Origin of the sequence: Faecalibacterium prausnitzii (assembly GCF_019967995.1) — a bacterium.
Lineage (GTDB): Bacteria > Bacillota > Clostridia > Oscillospirales > Ruminococcaceae > Faecalibacterium > Faecalibacterium prausnitzii_E.
The window spans coordinates 41834-63630 of the sequence record NZ_CP065377.1 but is presented as its reverse complement, the minus strand read 5'-3'; the positions used below and the strand labels follow the sequence as shown (position 1 = coordinate 63630).

27 protein-coding genes and 1 tRNA gene are annotated in these 21797 nt (G+C 55.7%); 12 read left to right on the top strand and 16 right to left on the bottom strand.

Annotated features, from left to right (window positions below):
- Positions 1–3: 3 nt before the first annotated feature.
- From I5P96_RS00305 to I5P96_RS00295, 3 genes are all read left to right on the top strand, one after another.
- Entirely contained in the window at positions 4–171 is a 168-nt protein-coding gene (locus I5P96_RS00305) for a hypothetical protein (RefSeq protein ID WP_223382681.1), read from the top strand.
- Positions 172–239: 68 nt separating this feature from the next.
- Entirely contained in the window at positions 240–740 is a 501-nt protein-coding gene (locus tag I5P96_RS00300) for a hypothetical protein (protein WP_223382680.1), read from the top strand.
- A 484-nt stretch (positions 741–1224) separates the two neighbouring features.
- Positions 1225–2103 carry a sigma-70 family RNA polymerase sigma factor gene (locus I5P96_RS00295; protein ID WP_223382679.1) on the top strand — a complete coding sequence of 293 codons (879 nt, stop codon included), beginning with the start codon at positions 1225–1227 and terminating at the stop codon, positions 2101–2103.
- Positions 2104–2568: 465 nt separating this feature from the next.
- On the opposite strand, the gene I5P96_RS00290 is transcribed toward I5P96_RS00295, so the two are convergent.
- From I5P96_RS00290 to I5P96_RS00275, 4 genes are read right to left on the bottom strand one after another with little or no spacing between them, the layout of a single operon-like run.
- On the bottom strand, positions 2569–2799 hold the full coding sequence (locus I5P96_RS00290) for a type II toxin-antitoxin system MqsA family antitoxin (protein ID WP_223382678.1): 231 nt from the start codon (positions 2797–2799) through the stop codon (positions 2569–2571).
- Entirely contained in the window at positions 2796–3638 is an 843-nt protein-coding gene (gene dinD, locus I5P96_RS00285) for a DNA damage-inducible protein D (RefSeq protein ID WP_411703341.1), read from the bottom strand. Before dinD ends, I5P96_RS00290 begins: the two co-directional genes overlap by 4 nt.
- Before the next feature lie 20 nt (positions 3639–3658).
- A complete protein-coding gene (locus I5P96_RS00280; RefSeq protein ID WP_223382677.1) occupies positions 3659–4378 on the bottom strand; it encodes an SHOCT domain-containing protein in 720 nt (239 codons plus the stop codon).
- 2 nt (positions 4379–4380) lie between these two features.
- Positions 4381–4611 (bottom strand): hypothetical protein, encoded by a 231-nt coding sequence (locus I5P96_RS00275; RefSeq protein ID WP_223382676.1) that lies wholly within the window; start codon positions 4609–4611, stop codon positions 4381–4383.
- Between the two features lie 348 nt (positions 4612–4959).
- Between I5P96_RS00275 and I5P96_RS00270 the strand changes: the two genes are divergently transcribed.
- The 4 genes from I5P96_RS00270 to I5P96_RS00255 all read left to right on the top strand — a co-directional run bounded on the left by I5P96_RS00270 (position 4960) and on the right by I5P96_RS00255 (position 6806).
- Positions 4960–5289, top strand: coding sequence for a hypothetical protein (locus tag I5P96_RS00270; RefSeq protein WP_223382675.1), 330 nt, complete (start codon positions 4960–4962; stop codon positions 5287–5289).
- 85 nt (positions 5290–5374) lie between these two features.
- A complete protein-coding gene (locus I5P96_RS00265) occupies positions 5375–5674 on the top strand; it encodes a helix-turn-helix transcriptional regulator (protein WP_223382674.1) in 300 nt (99 codons plus the stop codon).
- An 18-nt stretch (positions 5675–5692) separates the two neighbouring features.
- Positions 5693–5989, top strand: a complete 297-nt coding sequence (locus tag I5P96_RS00260) for a hypothetical protein (RefSeq protein WP_223382673.1) — start codon at positions 5693–5695, stop codon at positions 5987–5989.
- A 568-nt stretch (positions 5990–6557) separates the two neighbouring features.
- The gene (locus tag I5P96_RS00255; RefSeq protein ID WP_223382672.1) at positions 6558–6806 is read left to right on the top strand and encodes a DUF6061 family protein; all 249 of its coding nucleotides are present in this window, start codon (positions 6558–6560) and stop codon (positions 6804–6806) included.
- 212 nt (positions 6807–7018) lie between these two features.
- On the opposite strand, the gene I5P96_RS00250 is transcribed toward I5P96_RS00255, so the two are convergent.
- The 9 genes from I5P96_RS00250 to I5P96_RS00210 all read right to left on the bottom strand — a co-directional run bounded on the left by I5P96_RS00250 (position 7019) and on the right by I5P96_RS00210 (position 14520).
- Entirely contained in the window at positions 7019–7912 is an 894-nt protein-coding gene (locus tag I5P96_RS00250; RefSeq protein WP_117950069.1) for a YitT family protein, read from the bottom strand.
- 1 nt (position 7913) lies between these two features.
- The gene (locus I5P96_RS00245) at positions 7914–8540 is read right to left on the bottom strand and encodes an HAD family hydrolase (protein WP_223382671.1); all 627 of its coding nucleotides are present in this window, start codon (positions 8538–8540) and stop codon (positions 7914–7916) included.
- A gap of 80 nt (positions 8541–8620) precedes the next feature.
- Positions 8621–9604, bottom strand: a complete 984-nt coding sequence (locus I5P96_RS00240) for an SIS domain-containing protein (protein ID WP_015565013.1) — start codon at positions 9602–9604, stop codon at positions 8621–8623.
- A gap of 87 nt (positions 9605–9691) precedes the next feature.
- Positions 9692–10528, bottom strand: coding sequence for a PTS system mannose/fructose/sorbose family transporter subunit IID (locus I5P96_RS00235; protein ID WP_055186627.1), 837 nt, complete (start codon positions 10526–10528; stop codon positions 9692–9694).
- Positions 10529–10543: 15 nt separating this feature from the next.
- Positions 10544–11353 carry a PTS mannose/fructose/sorbose/N-acetylgalactosamine transporter subunit IIC gene (locus I5P96_RS00230; protein WP_117476613.1) on the bottom strand — a complete coding sequence of 270 codons (810 nt, stop codon included), beginning with the start codon at positions 11351–11353 and terminating at the stop codon, positions 10544–10546.
- Between the two features lie 31 nt (positions 11354–11384).
- Complete coding sequence (locus I5P96_RS00225) at positions 11385–11852, bottom strand: PTS sugar transporter subunit IIB (protein WP_117476614.1); 468 nt, start codon at positions 11850–11852, stop codon at positions 11385–11387.
- On the bottom strand, positions 11849–12271 hold the full coding sequence (locus I5P96_RS00220) for a PTS sugar transporter subunit IIA (RefSeq protein ID WP_181966900.1): 423 nt from the start codon (positions 12269–12271) through the stop codon (positions 11849–11851). Before I5P96_RS00220 ends, I5P96_RS00225 begins: the two co-directional genes overlap by 4 nt.
- Positions 12272–12536: 265 nt before the next feature.
- Positions 12537–13265, bottom strand: coding sequence for a GntR family transcriptional regulator (locus I5P96_RS00215; protein ID WP_117950076.1), 729 nt, complete (start codon positions 13263–13265; stop codon positions 12537–12539).
- Between the two features lie 439 nt (positions 13266–13704).
- On the bottom strand, positions 13705–14520 hold the full coding sequence (locus tag I5P96_RS00210; RefSeq protein ID WP_223382670.1) for a helix-turn-helix domain-containing protein: 816 nt from the start codon (positions 14518–14520) through the stop codon (positions 13705–13707).
- Between the two features lie 416 nt (positions 14521–14936).
- On the opposite strand from I5P96_RS00210, the gene I5P96_RS00205 reads away from it, so the two are divergent.
- From I5P96_RS00205 to xerC, 5 genes are all read left to right on the top strand, one after another.
- A complete protein-coding gene (locus I5P96_RS00205; RefSeq protein WP_223382669.1) occupies positions 14937–15539 on the top strand; it encodes a CHC2 zinc finger domain-containing protein in 603 nt (200 codons plus the stop codon).
- Positions 15540–15612: 73 nt separating this feature from the next.
- Entirely contained in the window at positions 15613–16929 is a 1317-nt protein-coding gene (locus tag I5P96_RS00200) for a phage/plasmid primase, P4 family (RefSeq protein ID WP_223382668.1), read from the top strand.
- Between the two features lie 191 nt (positions 16930–17120).
- Positions 17121–18095 (top strand): MobV family relaxase, encoded by a 975-nt coding sequence (gene mobV / locus I5P96_RS00195; protein ID WP_223382667.1) that lies wholly within the window; start codon positions 17121–17123, stop codon positions 18093–18095.
- 24 nt (positions 18096–18119) lie between these two features.
- Positions 18120–18413 (top strand): helix-turn-helix domain-containing protein, encoded by a 294-nt coding sequence (locus tag I5P96_RS00190; RefSeq protein WP_223383765.1) that lies wholly within the window; start codon positions 18120–18122, stop codon positions 18411–18413.
- A 15-nt stretch (positions 18414–18428) separates the two neighbouring features.
- A complete protein-coding gene (xerC, locus tag I5P96_RS00185; RefSeq protein ID WP_223382666.1) occupies positions 18429–19817 on the top strand; it encodes a tyrosine recombinase XerC in 1389 nt (462 codons plus the stop codon).
- Between the two features lie 150 nt (positions 19818–19967).
- Here the strand turns inward: xerC and I5P96_RS00180 are convergent.
- The 3 genes from I5P96_RS00180 to sdaAB all read right to left on the bottom strand — a co-directional run bounded on the left by I5P96_RS00180 (position 19968) and on the right by sdaAB (position 21734).
- Positions 19968–20044, bottom strand: a tRNA-Arg gene (locus tag I5P96_RS00180).
- Between the two features lie 127 nt (positions 20045–20171).
- Positions 20172–21047 carry an L-serine ammonia-lyase, iron-sulfur-dependent, subunit alpha gene (gene sdaAA, locus I5P96_RS00175; RefSeq protein ID WP_223382665.1) on the bottom strand — a complete coding sequence of 292 codons (876 nt, stop codon included), beginning with the start codon at positions 21045–21047 and terminating at the stop codon, positions 20172–20174.
- Between the two features lie 3 nt (positions 21048–21050).
- Positions 21051–21734: an L-serine ammonia-lyase, iron-sulfur-dependent subunit beta gene (sdaAB, locus tag I5P96_RS00170; protein WP_097791244.1), complete on the bottom strand. Its 684-nt coding sequence runs from the start codon at positions 21732–21734 to the stop codon at positions 21051–21053.
- Positions 21735–21797: the final 63 nt, after the last annotated feature.

Below are 21797 nucleotides of genomic sequence, written 5' to 3'. Positions count from 1 at the left end.
GCCATGAAACACAATCCAAACCGCCCGCACCGCCGGGAGCCGTATCATTATGATGCAACCGGTGCGCAGTATATCGCATGTATTGAAACAGCCTTGCAGCATGGGCCAAGCATTCCACTGCACGTCTTGCAGATGATCTATCACATGCTGCTGCCCTATATGCACAGCTGAACCACCGACCGTACCCCGGCGGTGTTGATTTTGAACGTGTCCAGTAAGGGCACAGAAAGGACTTTTCCATGATCATCAACCATACTGACAACAATGCACTTTTTTGCAAAGCTATCGACCGTTCCAACTGCAAACCCCTGATGAACAAGCTGCATGAATGCTTCCAGCTTTTCAAAAAGGTCAACGATCCTGAAACCAAGGATGCGCTATATCTGGCGGTGAGTGAAGCTGTGGAGCTGGCAGAGAACAACGCTTTTGATCGTGCGGCCGAACTTCAGGCCGCCATTACCACGGATGAACTGACCATCCATGAAGCCCCCAGAGCCGCGGCCTTTGACCCTTCCGGCAATCCCAGTACGGACGATATTGCTGCACAGCTGCCAGATTACTTCGGCAACTGCAAGCCGCTGGATACAGCCGACGGCATCGACCCCAGTGCAGGCATCATTTTGCAGTTTCAGGCCACGCGCAACACCAAGGCTCCCAGCACGGAACTGAAAATCATCCCCGCAATCAACGCATACGGCAAACCGGTGCTTGATATCGCCGTTGACCAACCGCAGCAGTGAACCCCGACCAAACAACGAGCGAACCACGAGAAAACACGAGACACACCGGGCGCATGGGGCAACCTGTGCGCCTTTTCTCGTTGTTGCCGTGTGATGAATGAAAGCGGCGGTGAAGCGGCGCAAAACAGCATTTCAGCGGTGGTTCAGCGGCGAAAAAGACTAATATTTGTACAGGGAGCAAGCAGGCGATGAACAGGCAAAAAAGCGGACATTTTATAGAACGAAAGTGACGTAAAATAGCATTTTGTTGACATTACCCGCAGGCGCGTGTTATCGTGTATATAAATTCGAGTTTTTGCAGCCTAAAAAAGAAGTCTGTGCGGATTTGTGCGGCATAAAAAAAGAGAACGTCAATGTGCGCGTTTGTGCGCACTAAAAAAGGCGAGGTGCGTAGTTTGTTCACACAGTCATACGCGCCCGCGTATCGTGTCAATAAACTCTCATTGTGAACAAAAATGCGCACGAAAAAAGGAAGGATGTAGCAATGGAGCAGAATCGACCAAAGCAGACCGACCAGCAGGCCACAAACGCAGCCCTTGCTGCTCTGGCAGCCGCCGGGAACAGCTTTGCACTGGGCCAGCTGTGGGAGGTCAACAAGGGCTTTGTACGGCGGCAGCTGTGGCAATGGTATGAGAAGAACAAGCCCGTTGCCGATAGTGCAGGCCTGTCTTTTGATGATCTTGTGCAGGAAGGTTATTTTGCGGTGGACTATGCTGCCAAGCACTACAACGAAGAACAGGGCAGTTTCACAACGTATTTGAGCTACGCACTGTTGAAGCAGATTCGCACCGCCACCTGTGGAGAGCACACACGGGGTGTCACCACCGATGACGGCAGGCGCGTGGCTGTATCTGCAAACCCACTGAACGAGTGCAGCAGTCTTGACATTCGTCTTGATGAATCGGACGAAGGCAGCAGCACCAAAGGGGAGACCATCGAAGACCCAGCGGCTACACAGGCGTTTCAACAGGCAGAGGATGGTGTTTACACCGAGGAGTTGCACACAGCCCTTGAAACAGCCATGACGCAACATCTGACCGAGCGGGAAGCAACTGTTTTACGCAGTCGTTACTATGACGAAAAGAGCCTCCGGGCCGTTGGCGTGGAACTTGGTGTACAGGCCGAGCGCGTGCGTCAGATCGAGGTTAAAGCAATCCGCAAAATAAAAGGCCTGTCCTCTATCCAGCGTTGGCATGATGATGTGATCACTACCAGAGCATGGCGCGGCACCGGCTGGAACGCATGGAACCGCTATGGCAGCGTTCAGGAACGCACGGTGGAATACTGGGACGAACAGGTGAAGAAATACGAGGAGCATGTGCGCGAGCTGGTCGAGTTGTACGGAATCTCTGCCATCATCTGACCTGCACCCCGCCGGGCGCGCTACACAGTTCAGCGGTGATTCAGCGGTGAAAGTACAGTGTTTCATGCAAACTGTGAAGCGGTGGTAAAGCGGTGATAAAGCGCCTCCCGATTTCGCACATACCGTGTCTGCAAAATTTTCCGGATTTTCCGGCAGCTATAAAAAAAGAAGCGCCAAACCACGGCAAGCAGTGCGCCGTGGTACCACCATAGGCGCTGCAAGCAGTGTCTTTGTATGTACAAAGCCCCTTGCCTTGCAAGGACTTGTTGGGCAGCATCCCAAACCCTTTGACCGTGCAGCACCCGCCGGGCGCAGCACTTCAGCCACACGATTCTGTTGACCTCAACAAAATCGCTGCATGACAAAGCCCCCAGACCGCGACAGCGCGTGTCCGAGGGCTTTTCTTCTTTCCGTGGGTGTTTTCCTTACCGTGGTCTTATCTACGCTCTGGCAGCCCCGGCGGGCTTATGCCGCGCAGTCAGGGAAGTTCACAACGGTGATCTCTGCCACGGCCTTTTCGACCGTCTGCAAGATGTGCTCTATCTTCTCCACCGTGTCAGCTGACAGAACGACCTCGCCGCACTGTTCACACTTCAGGCAGGGCACATTCTTGATGACCACGACACAGTTCTTCAGCTGAACTGTGTGAATGGTCGTGCCGGGTTTCATTTCGCCCTTGCAAAGTGGGCAAGTCATTTTAGAACGTCTTTCCCTTTGGCAAGTTTCTTTTCTTCAGACTTCAATCTGCGTTCCAGCTTTTTAATGTCCTCTTCTGGCGGAAGATCCTCAGGCCGAATACCACGACCTAAAAGCATCGAACGAACACTTGAATTGTTTTGGACATGTTCATGCGTGATAGAGCTTTCTCCCTGAAGATCTTTTTGTTCAACATTGAGGTTTGTCATCTCTGTTGCAAGGTTCTTTGCAGCCAGAGTAACAGGCGGGAGAACATCCGCAAGCGGTCCACTCTTCACTCCATACTGTATCTTCATTTCTTCTGTTGTCCGCCCGCCAAACAGTGCACTGTCGCCCTTTGAGCGAATCCGTGCAAAACCACGGTCATCTACACCACGTTCATAGATGTTTTGAGAAAGCCGTTTTTCAGACGTACGCAGCTGCTGACGCTGCTGCACCCTATTCAAATCAGAAATGCGCTGTTCAATTAGTTCCTGCTTACGTGTCTGTAAGGCAAAGTATGCCTGTGCAAAAGCAATCTCAGGCTTTCGCGGATCACCGTTCTGGGCAATCAAATAGCAGGCATACCGCGTGAGCATATAATCTGCAACTTCACGCGTTGCGCCGCTACCGATTTGGACCATTTTCGGGGCGCCCCGAAAATGGTCTGTTACAGTACATCCTGAATTTTCTGCTGATGTAACAGCTTTTTTCACAGCCAAGTCAAAATATTCCCAGCGATTATAACCTAAAACCGTTTGCAGCTCACGTGCATACCAAAATTCCGTACCATCTTCTGTGGTATGTACAATCCCGTCAAAAACGGCTTTTAACTGTAGAACCTGATTAGAGTCCATCATTTTACACTTCCTTCCCTGTATCACAAGCCCAGCAGTTGGGCTTTCTTGGCGTTGTACTCCGCTTCCGTAATGGCTCCCATATCCAGCAGCTGCTTAAACTTCAAAAGCTCGTCAGCAACGCTGGATGCAGCTGGAGCGGCGACCTGTGGCTTCTCCTGGCTGACTTTGCATCTCTTGAGAAAAGCGGTCATGCCGCCGGGATAAACCGTTGTCGGCAGACTGGTTTCTCCAAGAGGGAGCGTAAAACGGATGGACACGTTTTCTTTGCTGCGGCTACCTTTGCGGGTCTCTGTTTTGGCGGTGGCAGCGCCCACAATTGCACCCACAGGACCGGCAACGGCTGCACCGATCACGGCCCGGCCAATGCCGCCTTTGGTCTCTGTCACCGTCAAATCGTCTGGCGCGTCAGATTCGTAACCGGCGACTTCATCAAAGCTGTAGATCATGCGAGGGCCTTTATCACCGCCGCGGTGCCCAAAACAAAACAGCCGGTTGGTTTTGTCAATGGACACAAAGAGCGCATCACCATCATAGATGGAATCGGTTTCTTTGAACGCCTTCCGACGCTGTTCTAGTGTGGCCCAGTAAGCCACAAGAACATCTGTCGGTTGCTTTGCAGCCCGAAATCCCAGTTTTGAAAAGAAGAAACTGCTACATCCGGCGCAGATCAGACCGTCCGCGCTTTTCTCACGGTTCAGCAAACCCAGCTTGCCGCCGCATACAGGACAGGTATTTGCCATGATTACACCTCACTCTTTTCTACTTCCCCGGCGGTGTCCTTTGTAAGCACATCTGTCACTTCCGGGCAATGGGGCAGGACAAGATCAAGACAAAACCGCTGGACACTCTTGCCAGCATCTGCGGCTGCCTTGCGAATACGTGCGCCGTCTTCCTTAGTCGGGCGCAGCATGATATTGTCCTGACGGCGGTTATAAGCTGCGTTTGACTTTTTCTTTGCTTCACTGATAGGCATTTTATCACCTCTTTATGATGATTATACCACAAAGCGTGCGGCACGTCAACGTGTACAATATGAACGATTATCGAACGTTAACGTTATGCAATTTGTCAATAGATGAAAGCACGTTAATGTGCTATAATAAAAACACAGCAAGGGAAGCACGACCGGAAGGCAAGGGGCGAAGGATGTACCGGGAGCGCAAGAGCAGAACGCCAGCTAAGACAGTAACCCACTTCCTGATAAGCTGTATAAAAGAAAATGGCGCGGTGCCAGCTACCAACTACACACCACGCCAAACCCACAACAGGGTCAAGCCCATTATAACAAGGCGGACCCGCAAAGTAAAGCGGAGGTCTTAAAATGAAGTACAATCTTTCCGAGATCATGCACAAGGCATGGAAGCTGTACCGCAAGGGCGTGAGCAGCTTTGCCGAAGCCCTGCACCGGGCATGGAACAGCGCAAAGGCTGCTCCGGTCAACGCCCAGCGCATCGAGGAAGCCCAGCAGACCGCCGGGATCACCGAGCCGGTGAACACTTGGGCAGGCTGGAAGGCCGCCGGGTACATGGTAGAGCATGGCGCAAAGGCCTTGTTTCAGGCGGTGCTTATCCACAGCAGCAAGGGAGACGGCCAGACCTACCGGGCATCGTTCTTTGGTGCATCGCAGGTGAAGCCGCTGGAAGTCCAGTAACACAGTCAGAGGATCCCCGGCGGGAAGATGGAAGCCCGCCGGGTAGAGCGGGGCACGATCCAGCCCCAGATAGGAGAGTTGAGGTATGAACGATATTCGTGCTATGATTCGGGAACGCGGTCTGAAGCAGGAGAACGTGGCAAGAGCGCTGCAGATCACCACCAACACGCTGAATAAGAAGCTGAACGGGGAAACCGAGTTCCGGCTTTGCGAGGCCAAGACACTGGCAGCTCTGCTTGACACCAGCGTGGACGCACTGTTCTTTGGCGATCTGGGCGACCAGAAGGAGAACATAATCGACGCAATCAACACCCGTTTGCAGAAGGCGGCACCGGACAAAGTGCAGTTGGTGTGGATCTTCGCAAGCGGCATTATCAGAGCCTGAAGGGGGGGGGACAAGATAATGATCCTGACTGCAAAGCAAGTGGAAGCGTTGGACGTGGGAACCACGATGGGGCATCTGGCCGACCTGAAGAACCTTCTCTTTATCATGGACAGCTGGATGTGCACCCGCGGGAAGGTGGATGAACTCAAGCGGGAAGTTGATTGTAGTGAGTACGATTTGGAAGCCCTCTGGCGTGAGCTGCCCATGTACTACACGCTTCTGTGGAGCATCATCGAAGCCATTGACAAGTCACAAGCTGAACTGCTTGACACAGCAAAGACACTGGATGCACTGAACATCCTGAAAGGGTACTGAACCCCATATAGCACAAGAGCCCGCCCGGCTACAACACCGGACAGGCTTTTTTGCTATCAAACAGGCGGTAAACAGGCACAAAACCGCCCCGCCGGGCATCCAGCATAAGGCACTCTGTAAGGCACACGGCAAGGCAGTTTTTGGGGCAGTAAGGCACAAATGAGGCACTTTCCAGCCCTTTTGAAGCCTATGTAAAGCAAGAAAGCCCACGATTTACACCGTATTTTCAACGGTCAATCGTGGGATTTTACTTGGTGCGATGGAAGGAACTCGAACCCCCGGCCTACTGATTCGTAGCGCACGCCGGGCGATTCCCTCAATTTTTGGAAGTTACGTTTTAACGTTGTTTTTGTACGATGTTTCGCAGATTTTGAACTTGGAGTTTCTGCACCCTTTGTCCGATTTTGCAACGATTTGCACTCTTTGCACGTTTTGAAACCGTGCAAAAACCGTGCAGAAACCGTGCACTTACTCCCGGACAAACTAAAAACCACTTCATCCGACAACGACTTGACGGCATTGGTTCGAGTGACCGCACACCAAAAATCAAGTCTTGGAGGATACGACTATGACGAAATTGCTTTCCTGCCGCTACAACATGGACAGCAACCGGGTGGAAGCCCGGTTCAAGGATGGCACCACCGTTGCCATCGACTGCATCGCCATTGAGAACGAGTACGGCAACACCCCGGCACAGCGGGCAGAGCTGGATTGGCTGCTGTACAACAAGCCGCTGGAATATGCACAGATGGTGCTGAGAGGGGAGATGGAGCACTACCTGTCGCTGGGATGTGACCATGGCAGGCTGGAGGATTGAGCCACAGAAAACGCGCGGAAAAACTGCTAATCGCGCGGTGCGTATTTCTCAGCGCAATTTCAGCGTAAATTCAGCGTAAACCATGCCAAGTCAGCGTATTTTCAGCGTAAATCCCGGGAAGTCAGCGTATTTTCAGCGTAAATAACCATTTACCATATATAATGATGCCCGCCCACCTGTGGAAAACCACGGTGGGCGGGCATTCTGCCTTTTCAGACAGACTGGAATCCTTTGCCGATGATCTCGCTGGAGTTAACAATGGTCAGAAAGGCCTCCGGGTCCTCCCGGCGCAGGAAATCCCGCAGCAGCCCTGCCTGCCGCCGGGTCAGCGCCACCATGATCATGGTGCGGGGCTCGCCGGTGTACACGCCGGTGGCGTCCTGCTGGGTCGCTGTGCGCCCCAGTGTTTCCGTAACGAAACGCCGGATGGGCTCCGGCCTTGAGGTGATGACCGTACACACCTTGCGGAGGTTCAGGCTCTCGATGGCGGTATCCACGATGGTGCTGCGCCCGATGAGCCCCAGCACGCAGTACATCCCGGTCTGCGGGCCGTAAATGCAAGCCGCAAACAGCACCGTGCCGATATCGCTGAGCAGAAGAGCCCTGCCGATCTCCACCTTGATGTACTTGTGTAAGATCATCGCCACGATCTCGGTTCCGCCGGTGGATGCCCCGATGTTGAATACGATGCCGCTGGCAAGGGCCGGCAGCGCCACCGCAAAGCACAGCTCCAGCAAGGTGTCATCCGTTAAAGGCTGGGACATGGGAAACAGCTTTTCGCACATACTGGAGTAAAAGCTGAGCATGAAGGAGGAGTACAGCGTCCATCCCATGGCCTTTATCCCCAGAAAGACGCAGCCCAGCACATCCAGCACCGCATTGGTGATCCACATAAAGGTGCTGACGCTCAACGCCGGAAAGCAGGTAGCCAGCACAACGGAAAGACCTGTGGTGCCGCCAAATACAAAGTGGTTGGGGGCGCAGTAAAAGTTCAGTGCCGCCGCACAAATGATCAGGCTCAGATTCAGCAGCAGAAAAAACCGTGCGCCGCTCCACAGCTGTGCCGGGGTCAGGTTTTTGCACAGACCGTTCTTGATTGCTTCCATCTCAGTCCAGGTGCTCCGCCACATCCATCAGCTGGGTGATGATGCAGTCTGCGGCGGACTGGTCCAGCGGCTCGCCGTGGCGGGGTTTCAGCGCCAGCACCTTCAGTCCTGCTGCCTTTGCGGAGGCAATGCCTGTGGGAGAATCCTCCACCGCAATGGCCTTGTCTGCCGTCAGCCCCAGTGCCTTCAGCGCCTTGAGATAGATGTCCGGCGCAGGCTTATGGGCGGCGCAGTCCTCGCCGCTGAAAGCAAAATCCACCATGGCTTTCAGCCCGCCCTCCGTGAGCATCTTCATGATATCTGGTGCTGCGCTGGAGGACGCCACCGCCACCTTCAGCCCACGGCTGCGGAGCGCATTCATCAGTGGCTCTGCCTGCGGGTCGGTGAGCTTGTCATAGGGGGTGGGGCGAACCTTGCGGTACTCCCGGTAAGCCATCAGCATCTCCTGACGGCGCACAGGGTCGTTGGGAACAAGCGCTTCCCAGATGGCTTTTTCGTTGGAGCCGATGAAGTTGCCCTCCGGGATAGGGATGCCGTTTTCCAGCAGAAAGTTTTTACGGCGGTTCTCGTAGTAGTATTCCGTATCCGCCAGCACCCCATCCATATCAAAAATCACTGCTTCAATCATTCTTCATTTCCCTCTTCATCAAAAAGGGGGAGGGGCAAGCCCCTCCCCCAAGCATGGGTCTATGGATCCCGGATGACCGCTTAGTACTCCAGCTTCCACATATAGCGGCGCAGGGTCAGCGGATGCTGACGGACGTAGGACAGCTCCTCAGCATAGACACGGAAGACAGCGGTGTGCATCAGCGGGTTGAAGTAGGTGATGACGCTGCTGTCCACAGCATTGCCCAGACCGTAATCCTTTGCATCCACCACGGTGGTCAGAGCATCGAAGCGGTGCAGGAAGGTCAGTGCGCGGGCATCCACGGGACGGGTCTTGCCGTCGTTCATCAGCAGGATGAAGGGCACGTCCTTGTCCACGATCTCGAAGGGGCCGTGGAAGAACTCGCCGCTGTGGAAGGAGCCGGAGTTGACCCACTGCATCTCCATCATCAGGCAGATGGAGGTGGAGTAAGCGACCTCCATGGAAGCGCCGCTGGACATGACGTAAACGACGGGAGCGTCCTTGTACTTCTCAGCGAACTCCTTGGCAGACTTGCGGGCAGAGTTGGCAGCGTTCTCGGCAGCCTCGAACACGTTGGTCAGGCCCTCGATCATCTTGTCGTACTTGTCGAAGCCTTCCACCTGCTGCAAGATCTCCACAGCCAGTGCCAGAACGTAGCCCATCTTTTCCAGCTTGGCGGCGTAGTTTGCCTCAAAGCCGTGGACGATGGTGTAGTCAGCTTCCTTGGTCAGGGCAGAACCGGCAGCGTGGGTAACGCTGACAACGGTTGCACCGGCGGCCTTTGCCACGCTGTTGGCCTTGACGGTCTCAGGGGTGCTGCCGCCCAGAGAAGCGGTGATGACCACGGTGGTGTCGCCCAGCCAATCGGGGGTATCGTAGTTGAACTCGTTGGCGGTGTAGTGTGCCACACGAAGCTTCTTGCTGCAGTTTGCCAGGAAGTACTTTGCGGGGTACAGCTCTGCCTTGGAAGCGCCGCAGCCAACAAAGGCCACGTTCTCCACGTTGTGCTTTGCCACGATGTCTGCCACGATGGACTTGACGTTTGCCAGATCAATGTTATACATAATGCAATCCTCCAAATTATTTTTCTTTTTGTTCTGATGAATCACAAATTACAGGCGTACGGATATCTATGTAAGCCGGAAACCCGGTTACACCAACAGACCAAGGGCGTTGATGGCAACACCGCCCACGATGCAGATGCCCAGCAGCCAGCCGGTCTTGACCTTTTTGCGGATCAGGGTGTACATCAGCATCACGATGCCAAGGTTCAGAAGGTTCGGCAGAATGCTGTTCAGCACATCCTGCAGCACCAGACCGGTGCTTGCGAAGGTGATGGGGGTGGTCAGACCCACCATGCTTGCCACCATGGCACCAATGACCATCAGGCCTACGATGCCACAGACGTACATCAGCTTGTCCATCATGCCGCCGTTGAGCTTGGTCAGGTACTTGCTGCCCATGGTGTAGCCCAGCTTACCGGCAAACCATGTGACCAGCACCGAGGGGACGATGGAGATGATCATAGCCAGAATGGGGCCCAGAACGCTGCCCTGCTGTGCCAGAGAGATGCCCAGACCAAAAGCGATCAGGCGGACAGTGCCCTGGAAGAAGGAGTCGCCCACACCGGACAGGGGGCCCATCAGCGAGGTCTTGACGGCGTTGATGGTCTCCGGGTTGAAGTTCTCACGGTCGGCGGCGTACTGCTCTTCCATGGAGGCAGCCAGACCCAGCGTAAAGGCACTGGTCTGCGGGGTGCAGTTGTAGAACGCCATCTCGCGCTCGTAGGCTTCCTTTTTGTGCGCCAGCTGCTCGGGGTCGTTCTCGTTGGGGTACAGCTCGTCCAGCGTGGGAGCGATGCCGTACAAAAAGCCCATGTTCATCTGACGTTCGTAGTTCCAGGAGGCCTGAATGTTCAGGGAGCGCCACATGAACTGGAAGTATTTCTTGAAGTCGCTGCGCTTTGCAGTCTTGGTTGCGTTGCTCATTTCAGCTTCCTCCTATCAAAGATCATCGTCATCTTCCAGCGGGTCGTAGTCCGGGTTGGCAGCAGCTGCACCGGCAGCGGCTGCGGCAGGTGCGCCCTTGCCATACTTCAGACCGGTCAGGATCACAGCCAGAATTGCGGCGAAGATGGCCACAGCGGTGACATCCAGACCCAGATAGCCTACAAAGAAGAAGCCCAGCAGGAAGTAAACGGTCAGATCACGGTTGAGCATGGTGGACAGCAGCAGGGCAATACCGTAAGCTGTAAGGAACTTACTGCCGAGGTTCAGGCCATCGGTCAGCCATGCGGGGATGAAAGCCACGATCTTCTGCACCAGATCCGTGCCGAAGTAGACGGACAGGAAGATGGGGATGAAGTACATCAGGCTGTACAGCAGTGTGCCCCAGACGATGTGCATACTCCATGCCTTGCGGAACTTACCTTCTGCAATAGCGTGGTCGGCAACGTGGGTCAGGTTGGACAGGATGGTGCGCATCAGCACGCCCAGCATCTGGCCCAGAACAGCGATGGGGATAGCCAGTGCCAGTGCAGTCTCGGCAGAAGCATCGGTCAGGATGGCAAAGGCTGCGCAGATGATGGCAGCCATGTTCATGTCCGGGGGTGCTGCTGCGCCGATGTTCACGATGCCAAGGCTCATCAGCTCGATGGATGCGCCAAGGGTCAGGCCGGTCTGCAGATCACCCAGCAGCGCACCGACGATGGTGCAGGTGATGAGCGGACGCTCGAAGTTCATGCGGCCCAGAATGCGCGAGTCCAGAATGCAGAACACGCCAACCAGACCCAGAAGCAGTGCGGTAACAAACATGGGTCAATTCCTCCTTCTTATCTCCTTACGATCAGATGTGATCGATGGGTACTACCTTAAAGGTGGGGGTCTGCTGGCTGTAGATCTTAATGCCCATATCCAGCAGCTTCTGGGTGTCGGCCTGCTCCTCCGGGGTCAGGAATACCGACTGGTCAAAGGCCACGGAGCCGGGCTTGTTTGCCACAGCGCCGTAGTTGATCTCTTTGATCTTGGGGTATGCCTGACAGAACTTGAGCAGCGCAGCGGTGTTGCCGAAGATCATCATGATCTTCTCGTCCAGCTGCTCCACCTTGGGCATCTTGGCGATGGCTTTGTCCACCGTGAAGATGTTCACCCGGACACCGGCGGGCTTGCTCAGCAGCAGGGCGGACTTTTTCATCTCGTCGTTGGCGGCGTCATCGTCCACCACGATGATGCGCTGTGCGCCCACATGGCCGGTCCACGAGAATACCACCTGACCGTGCAGCAGACGGTAGTCCAGACGTACTAATTTGATCATAGGTCATCCTCCTCATCTTGGGCTGCGTTTTTCAGCAGCAGGTTGCAATCAATGATCTGCGCCTTGGCATCTGCAATGCACTCGGCCAGTTCGTCCTGTGTCAGGGCTTCGTCGTTGGAAGCAAGGGTCAGCACCAGAGAAGCGTTCATGCCGCAGATCAGGTGCACCGCCGGATACTCCGGCAGCAGGGTCAGCATCTCGTTGTTCACGCTGCCGCCCATCACATCGGTCACGATGTACACAGCATCCTCTGCCGCAAAGCCGTCCAGCAGCCGGCGTGCCGCCACCGTGATCGGCTCGGTCTCATCCCGCAGGGTAGCAAGGGCATAAAGGTTCGGCAACTCGCCAAGGATCATCTGCACGGTGTCCTTCATTCCGGCGGACAGCCCTCCGTGCGAAGCAAGAATGATTCGGTTCATACGCATCCACGACCTTTCTTGTGTTTCCTTCATCTCTTCGGCGTCTGTATCGTCCTATTCGTTATAGACGTCATAATCGTCATGTACATAGTACCACATTTTGCACAGACGTCAAGAGGTTTTTCTAAAAAAATCTTTACTTTGGTAAAGTGCACAAAGCACTTCCCCTATATTTTAGCAGTTTCACCAACAATTCTCCTTGGAACGACAAAAAGAGCGTCTTTTCCGGGTGGAAAAGACGCTCTTGGGGGACAGAATCCTGCCCTTAAAACTCAAACATATACCGGCTTCCAATGTAATACTGCCGCCCGATGCACAGCGGGTGGTCATATTGGTCATGGAAGTAGGCGTTCAGATACAGCAGCGGCTCGCCCAGCGAAAGGTTGAGCAGCTGTGCCTGTTCTGCCGAAGCCCGTACCGCCTCGATACGCTGGCAGGAGGTCGTCGCAGGGCGCAGCCCGGAGATGCGCTCAATGGTGTCAAACATGGAAACATCATTGAGGTTCTCGCTCATCAGGCTCTTGTAGGGCTCGTAGGGCAGGAACAGGTTCTCCAGAAATACCGGCTGGCCATCGGCAGTGCGCAGACGCTGGATGTAGATGAGCAGGGCATCCGGGCCCACATGGAAGAAGGCTTCTTCATCCTTGCGCACCGGCACGATCTGACGGTTCAGCAGCCGGGCGCCCGGCACCATGCCGTACTCCTTGCAGGTCTCCGTAAAGCTGGCAGTTCCTCTGCCGCTGGTAAACTTGCGGTGGATGCGGGGCTTGCTGACAAAGGTGCCGCGCCCCTGCATTTTGATCAGATACCCTTCGGCGCACAATTCTTCCACGGCACGGCGCACCGTGATGCGGCTGACCGAGTACTCTGCACTCAGTTCCGGCTCCGGGGGGATTTTCTCGTTGGTTTTGTACTTGCCGCTCTCGATCGCGGCACGAATGTCATCCTTTACCTGCTGGTAAAGCGGGACGACAGCACTATCATTGATCGCCATGAAATACCTCACTCTCAAATTGAGTATATCGTTATAAACATTATATTCATCTTATGGCTATGATAGTGCATATTCTGCGAATTGTCAAGTAAAACTTGCGGTTCGTTTTTTGTGCGAGGTGACGGACGTGCCGCGCTGCGCAGGGCACCTCATTTTCCAGTGCCCTGCCGGGAAGAATCCAAAGAGCGGCGGAACGCTCGTTGGCACACGACTTTGCCTGCAAAGTCTAGTGTGTTACACCTTGGTTCCGGCTGATGCGGAAAAGGGGCTGCGAGCGGCTCCGGCAAGCACCTGTTCTGTGGCAGAAGGATGCGCGGATGGGCGTGGCAGTTGACGGTCTCTGCCCACCCAGCGCAGGCTTTCAGAGGAACCAATGGTGTACGTTCTCCCGTCCTGCCGCAGCAGCGTTTTTCCCCTGTAAGCCGCAATGTAAAAATAATCAGCGTCTGTGCTTGCCCCGGTTGCCTGCAAGTGTCCTCGGTTTCAGCATTGCCGTTTTATAAAGAATCTTCTTTATCAGCTTTCTTTCATCCTCTGTCAGCTTATCGTAGTTGATGCCGATTGCCTTCAATGCCGTTCGGATCTTCTTTTCATCCGCAGACCCTTCAAGTTTCTGTGCATCCTCCAGTTCCTTTATCAAGTTATCGACCATTGCACCATCCGAAGTGGTCTTGTCCTTGCGGTGTTCCGTCTTGATGTTCTTCAGGATAGCCACCAACTCGTCATACAAGACCCGACCAAAGTACTCATCTTCATCGATCTGCCCCAGCTTCAAGGTGCTCATGTATAGATCGTTTTCATCTGCTGCATACTTCTTTTTCAGCATTTGCCGCGTTGCTTCCAGACCGGCATTGAGGTTTTGAATGTTTGCGCTGACATATCCATCCACATAGATCTCCAGATCGGTCATGAACCGCCGGAAATTCTCATGCACGATCAGCTCGCACAGCAGCCGATGATTGAATTTTCCATTCCTTAATACGTCCACTGCGCCATCGCTCAGATGCAAGTCCGAAAGGACTGCATCTGGGCGTTTTTTGTTTTCCGTCACACCCAGCAGATAGTCCGTGGTCACACCATAGAACTCAGCCAGCGTTGTCACCGCATAAATGCTGAGGTCGGTCACATCGTCGCTCTCATATTTCGACAGTGCCGATTTGGACAGACCCGTCTGCTCTGCCAGCGTTTCCAGCTTCAACTGCCGCTCCACACGCAGGTCTTTGAGCCGTTCCCCCAGTGTCAGCTTGATGTTCATGGTCGCACCTCCGATGTTTTTTGCACAGTATACCACTTCCGGCGGTTCCTGTCCATAAGCGTGGAATTTTGCAGTTTCTGCACCTGTTTTCCGACATTATGGATATACGGCACAGCGGCCATGGAGGTGCTATCCTATAGACAGAAAGAAAACATATTAACTCCCCGGCAGCGAACATATTAAGGGCTTCCCGCGAAAGCCCTCTGAAATATCTTTCATAACAGGACCTTGACAACAGAATGACCGTCCGAACTGCCCAGACCGCCAAGACCTCCCATCGGGGGAGCGAGCGCCCTGCATGGGGCCGACACAGAGTCCAAAAAGATTTCCTGTCGGGAGGCAGCAAGGGAGACCGGCTTTGAACGTGGCAGGGATTAAAATGATCCGTGCCAAAACCTTTGAGCAAAGGAGAAATTTTGAGTTTATATCAAAAGATCAAGTCCGCTATCACCGTTCGGCAGGTGGGAGAGATGTACGGCATGGGACCCGACCGCCATGGCATGGTGTGCTGTCCGTTCCACTCCGACAACCACCCCAGTATGATGCTGAACGAATCCTACTATTACTGTTTCGCTTGCGGGGCCAATGGAGATGCCATCGACCTCACCGCCAAGCTGTTCGACCTGAACCCCCGGCAATCCGCCGAGAAGCTCATCCATGATTTCGGGCTTGACCCGGACAAGCCGCCCGCCAATGCCATCGCCCTGCCGCCGCCCAAGCGTGGCCTGACGGACGAGCAGTGGGCAGACATCGCCTACTGCCTGCGGGTGCTGACCGATTATCTCGACCTGCTGCACGACTGGCGAGAGCGTTACAAGCCCGCCAGCCCGGAAGAACCGCTGGACGAGCGGTTCGTGGAAGCCCTCCACATGACCGAGACCATCGAGCATCTGACGGACTGCGTTGCATTTGGAACACCCCAGCAGAAGGCTGATGCCGCCGCACGGCTGCTGTCCGGGTCGTACCTGCTGATGCTGGAGGATCGCACCGACCGCCTTGCTCTGGCAAAGTGCGCCTGACGATTCATTCACCTAAAGTGGTGTTTATCATTATGATAATCACCACTTTACTTTTTGAAAGGAGAACCACCACATGAAGAAAAACATTTCCCGCAACCCCTTATGGCCGGACTGGTACAACGGCAAGAAAATTGACGAAGTCCAGTTTGGCCGTGCCTTTCTGGAACAGTGGCCGCTGAAATGCGTCAACGGAACACTGTACACGCTGGACGGCCCGGTAGAGGACGAAAGCGAGATCAAGCAGCGCATCTTGGAGAACATCGAGGAATACGTCACCTCCGGCCTGTCCAAAAAGGTCACCAACATTCTGGAGACCATCAAGCTGCTGGCTTTTTCCGACCCGTTTCCCATCGAGCAGGACTGCATCCACCTCCAGAACGGCGTGTACCATCTGCCGGACGGCACCTTTCAGGAGAGCCGCCTGTTCTGCCAGAATCGCCTGCCGGTGAAGTACGACCCCAAAGCCTCCACCCCTGACCGCTGGCTGACCTTCCTGCACGAGTTGCTGGACGATGCTGACGTCCCCACCTTGCAGGAGTATCTGGGCTACTGCCTCATCCCCAGCACCAAGGGACAGAAGATGATGCTCATTGTCGGCAAGGGCGGCGAGGGCAAGTCCCGCATCGGGCTTGTGCTGAAACGGCTCATGGGAGATGCCGCCAGCAACGGCAGCGTCCAGAAAGTCGAGAACAACCGCTTTGCCCGTGCCGATCTGGAACGCCGCCTGCTGATGATCGACGACGACATGGACATGAACGCCCTGCCCAAGACGAATTATATCAAGACCATCGTGACTGCCGAAGCCAAGTTGGACTTGGAGCGCAAAGGTGTCCAGAGCTATCAGCGGGACATCTACGCCCGGTTCCTCTGCTTTGGCAACGGTGCGTTGACCTCGCTGTATGACCATTCGGACGGTTTCTTTCGCCGCCAGCTCATCCTGACCACCAAAGACAAGCCTGCCGACCGCACGGATGACCCTTTCCTTGTCGAAAAGATGTGTGCCGAGTTGGAGGGCATCCTGCTGTGGTGTCTGGAAGGGCTGCACCGGCTGGTGCAGAACGATTTCCGCTTCACGGTCAGCGAACGAGCCGCCGCCAACGTGGACACCATCAAGCGCAGCAGCAACAATGTCATCGACTTCATGGAGTCCGAGGGTTACTTCCGCTTCAAGGCGGACTATTCCATCAGCTCCAAGGACTTCTATGAAATCTACAAACTGTGGTGCGAGGACAACACCTGTCACAGCGTATCGGCGATCCGTTTCAGCGCAGAACTGCGACAGAACGACCGCCGCTATAACCTTGAAGCCACCAACAACATCTATCTGCCCGGTGGCCGCAGGGTGCGGGGTTTTGTAGGCATCGAGCCGCTTGTCCACCCCTGCCCGTAAAAAGTGCATTTTTTCACGGAAGAAGTTCGTACAACCTGTACGGTCTGTACTTGTACGCACCTGTACGGCAAGCAGAGTCAAATTAAAGCGTGTTATCGTTTGTATTTTGCTTATTCGTACACCGTACAGACCGTACAGGTTATTTGAAGTCCGTACAGATTTTTTGTACACCCCAAAAAGGAGCGTGATCTATGAAAGCCCAATACGGCATTTTAAGGTTCAAAAAGTACAAAGGGCCTGCCATCAGCCCCATCGAAGCCCACAACGAGCGCACCAAAGAGCAGTACGCCAGCAACCCGGATATTGATACGATCCGGAGCCGCTACAACCTCCATCTGGTGCAGCCGCAGGGCAGGTACCGGGAAGAAGTCGACCGCATGATAGCTGCCGCTCACTGCCGTGTCCGCAAGGACAGCGTGCGTGTGGTGGAGGCTCTTGTCACCGCCAGCCCGGAGTTTTTCAAGGACAAGTCGCGCAGCGAGATCAAGGCGTATTTCGAGTACGCCTTGAAATTTTTGGAGGGCAGACAGCGCCCGGATACCTTCCTCTCTGCTGTTATCCACATGGACGAAAAAACGCCCCACCTGCACCTCTGCTTCGTGCCACTGACCCCTGACGGACGGCTGAGCGCGAAAGAGATCATTGGCAACCGCAAGAACCTTGTGAAGTGGCAGGACGAGTTCTGGCAGCACATGGTCAAGCAGTACCCGGAGCTGGAACGGGGTGAAAGCGCCAGCCAGACCGGGCGGGAGCACATCCCGCCCCGCATCTTCAAGGAGATGACCCAACTGACCAAGCAGAAGGAGCAGTTGGATGCCCTACTGGTGGGCATCAACCCCTTCAACGGCAAGAGCCGTGCGGCGGAGATTGGCAAGGTGCTGGACAGCTATATCCCAGCAGTGTCCAAAATGCGCACCGAACTGAACCGCTATCAGGTCGCCTTTACGGAGACCGCCGCCGAGAACAGACAACTGAAAAAGAAAAACAAGACGCTCTCTGCCTCGCTGGACAAAGCGAAGGAAGGGAGCGTCTTGAAGCGTCTGGAGGATGCCAAGCTGCGGCAGGATTATGAAGCCGCCCTGAAAACGCTGGACAGCATCCCGCCGGAAGTCATCAGATTTTATGAGAACCGCACGCAGGAGCCTGTGATGCGCCACGATAAGTAAGGAGAACTGCCTATGTGTGATAAAATGTACGAGAATGTGAAATCTTTAGATTATACGAAAAAGTTCTTGCAGTCGGACTCTAATCCGGCTACAATGGAGGTGGTCACTCGAACCAATGCCGTCAAGTCTCCGACTGACAGCCCGAAAGCCCCGAAGCTGGTGTACACGGTAAAGGAAATCGCACAGATGCTGGCCATCAGCCAGCGTGCCGCCTACAACCTGTGCAACAGCACCACCGAGTTCCGTGTCCTGCGGGCAGGCGGAAGCATCCGCGTCCCGAAAGACAGCTTCGATGCGTGGCTCTACCGGGCAGCTTGATAAGGAGGCAAATCTATGGCATATATCACGAAACGTGGCAGCTCTTACAGCGTCCGCTACACCTATCAGGACGAGCACGGCAAGAGCTGCGACAAATGGGAAAGCTTTCCCACCAAAGAGGAGGCGGTCAAACGCCAGAAGCAGATCGAGCATGAACTGGCGACCGGCAATTTCCTGATCCCGTCCACCGTGACGGTGGCAGAGTTCCTGATGGACTGGCTGCCCAAGCAGTGCAGCAAGCACAAGTGGGCACCCAAGACCTACCAGTCCAATCTGGCGCTCATCCAAAACCTCATCATCCCTTATATCGGGGAGATGCAGATGCAGAAGCTGCGGCCCTACCACATCGAAGCCCTATACGACACCCTGAGCAAGACCCCCTGTGGGCAGTATGTGGGCGGCAAGCGGCGAGACCTCTCGCCCAAGCAGCAGAAGCGCACCCTCTCCGGCACTACCCTCCATGAGGTCCACCAACTGCTGCACAATTCCTTTCTGCTGGCGGTGGAGTGGGGCATCCTCATCAAAAGCCCCGTCCCGGTGGAAGCACCCAAAAAGACCACCCAAGAGCGCAGCATCTGGGAGGTGGAGGAGATGCGGGCAGCACTGGACAGCATGGAGGACCCCATCCTGCATCTGGCGGTGCACCTGACGCTGGTGGGCGCGCTGCGGGAAGGGGAGGTGGCAGGTCTGACCCCGGAGGACATCGACTTTGATGCCGCCAACGGCATGGGCACCTTCACCGTCAACCGTTCCATGCAGCGGGTGCAGAAGGACACGCTGGCACAGGTGGACAAGGGCTGCATCCTCCGCATCTTCCCGGACAAGCTGGAGGGCAGCAAGACCTCTCTCATCCTGAAGGACACCAAGACCGAAGCCTCCTGCCGCACCATCTTTATGACCGCCGCCCTGCGGGAGGAGCTGAAACAGTGGCTGGAACGCCTGAAAAGGGAAGAAGCCCTCGACTCGGAGCGGTACCGCAACAGTGGGATGCTCCTGCGGCTCCCCAACGGTCTGGCGGTGGAGCCGGTGCTCATCCGCAAGAAGTTCCTGAAATGGCAGGACGCACACCCGGAGTTCCCACGCATCGTCTTTCACGGTCTGCGGCACTCCAGTGCCACCTACCAGTTGATGATCTCCGGCGGCGACATCAAGGCAGTGCAGGGGACCACTGGTCACGCCAGTGCGGATATGCTGGTGAACACCTACGCCCATATCCAGCAGTCCTCCCGTGTGGAGCTGGGCAAGAAGTTTGAAAGCGGCTTCTATGCCAAGACCGACACCTCCAGCCCGCAGGCTGTACCCGCCGCAGGCGAACCCACCATCTCCATGACGGCTCTGCTGGAATTGCTCAAGGATGCCGACCCGGAAATGAAGGCAAAACTCCGCCTGGCACTGCTCACCTGATGCAAAAAAGGGCACTGATTGCAATGCAATACAGCGCCCTACATAATCGGACATGGAAAACACCGACCGTGCAAAAACCGTGCAGAAACCGTGCAGCCATGGCTTACAAAACAAAAAAGCCATGAAATCTTTCGATTTCACGGCATTTTCTGGTGCGATGGAAGGGACTCGAACCCCCGGCCTACTGATTCGTAGTCAGTCACTCTATCCAGCTGAGCTACCAACGCATACGTTCCGGTCGGAACATGATGTATTTTATCACTGAGGAGGGGTTTTGTCAACGGTTTTTTGAAATTTTCTTTGGATTTTTCAGAATTTTATTTTCGCTTTTGAAAAAAGTACGTCTTTTCGTTTTTACGTTTCTTCCGCCAGCTGCTCGGCAATGCGGATGCCGGTGGGCGTTGCGGCGAGGCCGCCCTGGCCGGTCTCGCGGAGGTCGGGGGAGAGCAGGCTTCCGACGCGGCCCATGGCGTCAATGACCTCGTCACAGGGGATGGCGTAGTCCACCCCGGCCAGCGCCATATTGGCGCAGGAGACGGCATTCACTGCGCCAACGACATTCCGCTTGATGCAGGGGATTTCCACCAGACCCGCCACCGGGTCGCAGACCAGGCCCAGCAGGTTGCCCAGCGCCATGGCGGCCGCTGCGGAACACTGTTCCGGTGTGCCGCCCTTGAGGTGGCAAAGCGCTGCTGCAGCCATGGCGCTGGCGGCTCCGACCTCGGCCTGGCAGCCGCCCTCGGCACCGGCCAGCGTTGCGCGAGCAGCGATGACCTGACCGAAGCCTGCGGCCACGTAGAGCGCTTCGCAGATGGCGGTCTCATCGGCTTCGCCCGCGCGGGCCAGCGGGAGCAGCACCGCCGGGAGAACGCCGCAGCTGCCTGCGGTGGGTGCGGCCACGATCCGCTTCATGCAGGCATTGCACTCGGCGGTCTTGAGCGCTTCGGCCGTCACCTCGGCCAGGTAATCGCCGCCGTAGCTCCGGCCTGCCCGATGCGCCTGTTCCACTTTGGCGGCGTCGCCGCCGGAAAGGCCGCTGCGGCTGCGCTGGGCAGGGTCGTAATCCCGGCTGGTGGCCTCCATGACGTGCCACAGATGCCGCATCCCATGGCGGCTCTGCTCCTCGGTCAGGCGGCTCTCCGCCAGGTCGCTGCGCAAAACCGCCTCGGCCAGCGAGATGTTCTGGGTGCGGGCTGCTGCCAGCATTTCTTCACAGGATAAAAAAGCCATCGCTCAGTCCTCCGCATTTTCTTCGGGTTCGTCTACGTTCAGGCAGGTCACTTTCAGGATGCCGGGCATCAGCGCAAGCTGCTGCTCCAGCGGGTGGGGGATGTGAGAATCGCATTCCAGCACCATGACGGCGTAACTGCCCGTCCCGGCGCGGAACACCTGCATCGACGCGATGTTGATCCGCCGCAGCGCCAGCGAGGTCGTGACCTCTGCGATGCAGCCGGGGGTGTCCTCGTTATGGATGATGAGGGTGTTGCTGTCGCCGCCGAAATCGGCGGGCACACCGTCGATCTCGGTGACGCGGATGCGTCCGCCGCCCACCGAGGCCGCTTTCATCGAAAGGACCCGGCCGGTCCGGCTCGTCAGCCGCAGCACAGCGGTGTTCGGGTGGGCCGAGCGCAGCTCGACCGGGTGGATGCTGAACTTCATGCCCTGCTCTCTGGCCAGCCCGAAGCTGTCCGGCAGGCGGGGATCATCCGGGCGGAGGCCCAGCAGACCGGCTACCAGCGCACGGTCGGTGCCGTGGCCTCGGCCCGTCGTGGCAAAGCTGCCATACAGACCGATGTCGGCATCCACCGGGATATCGCCCAGCAACTTTTGTGCCGTGTATCCAATTTTGGCTGCACCCGCCGTGTGGCTGGAAGAGGGCCCGATCATGACCGGCCCCAGAACGTCAAACAAGCGCATACGATGCACATCCTTTCGTATTCCCTGCAAAAAGCCCCTCATTCCGGCCCGTTCCGGCCGGCA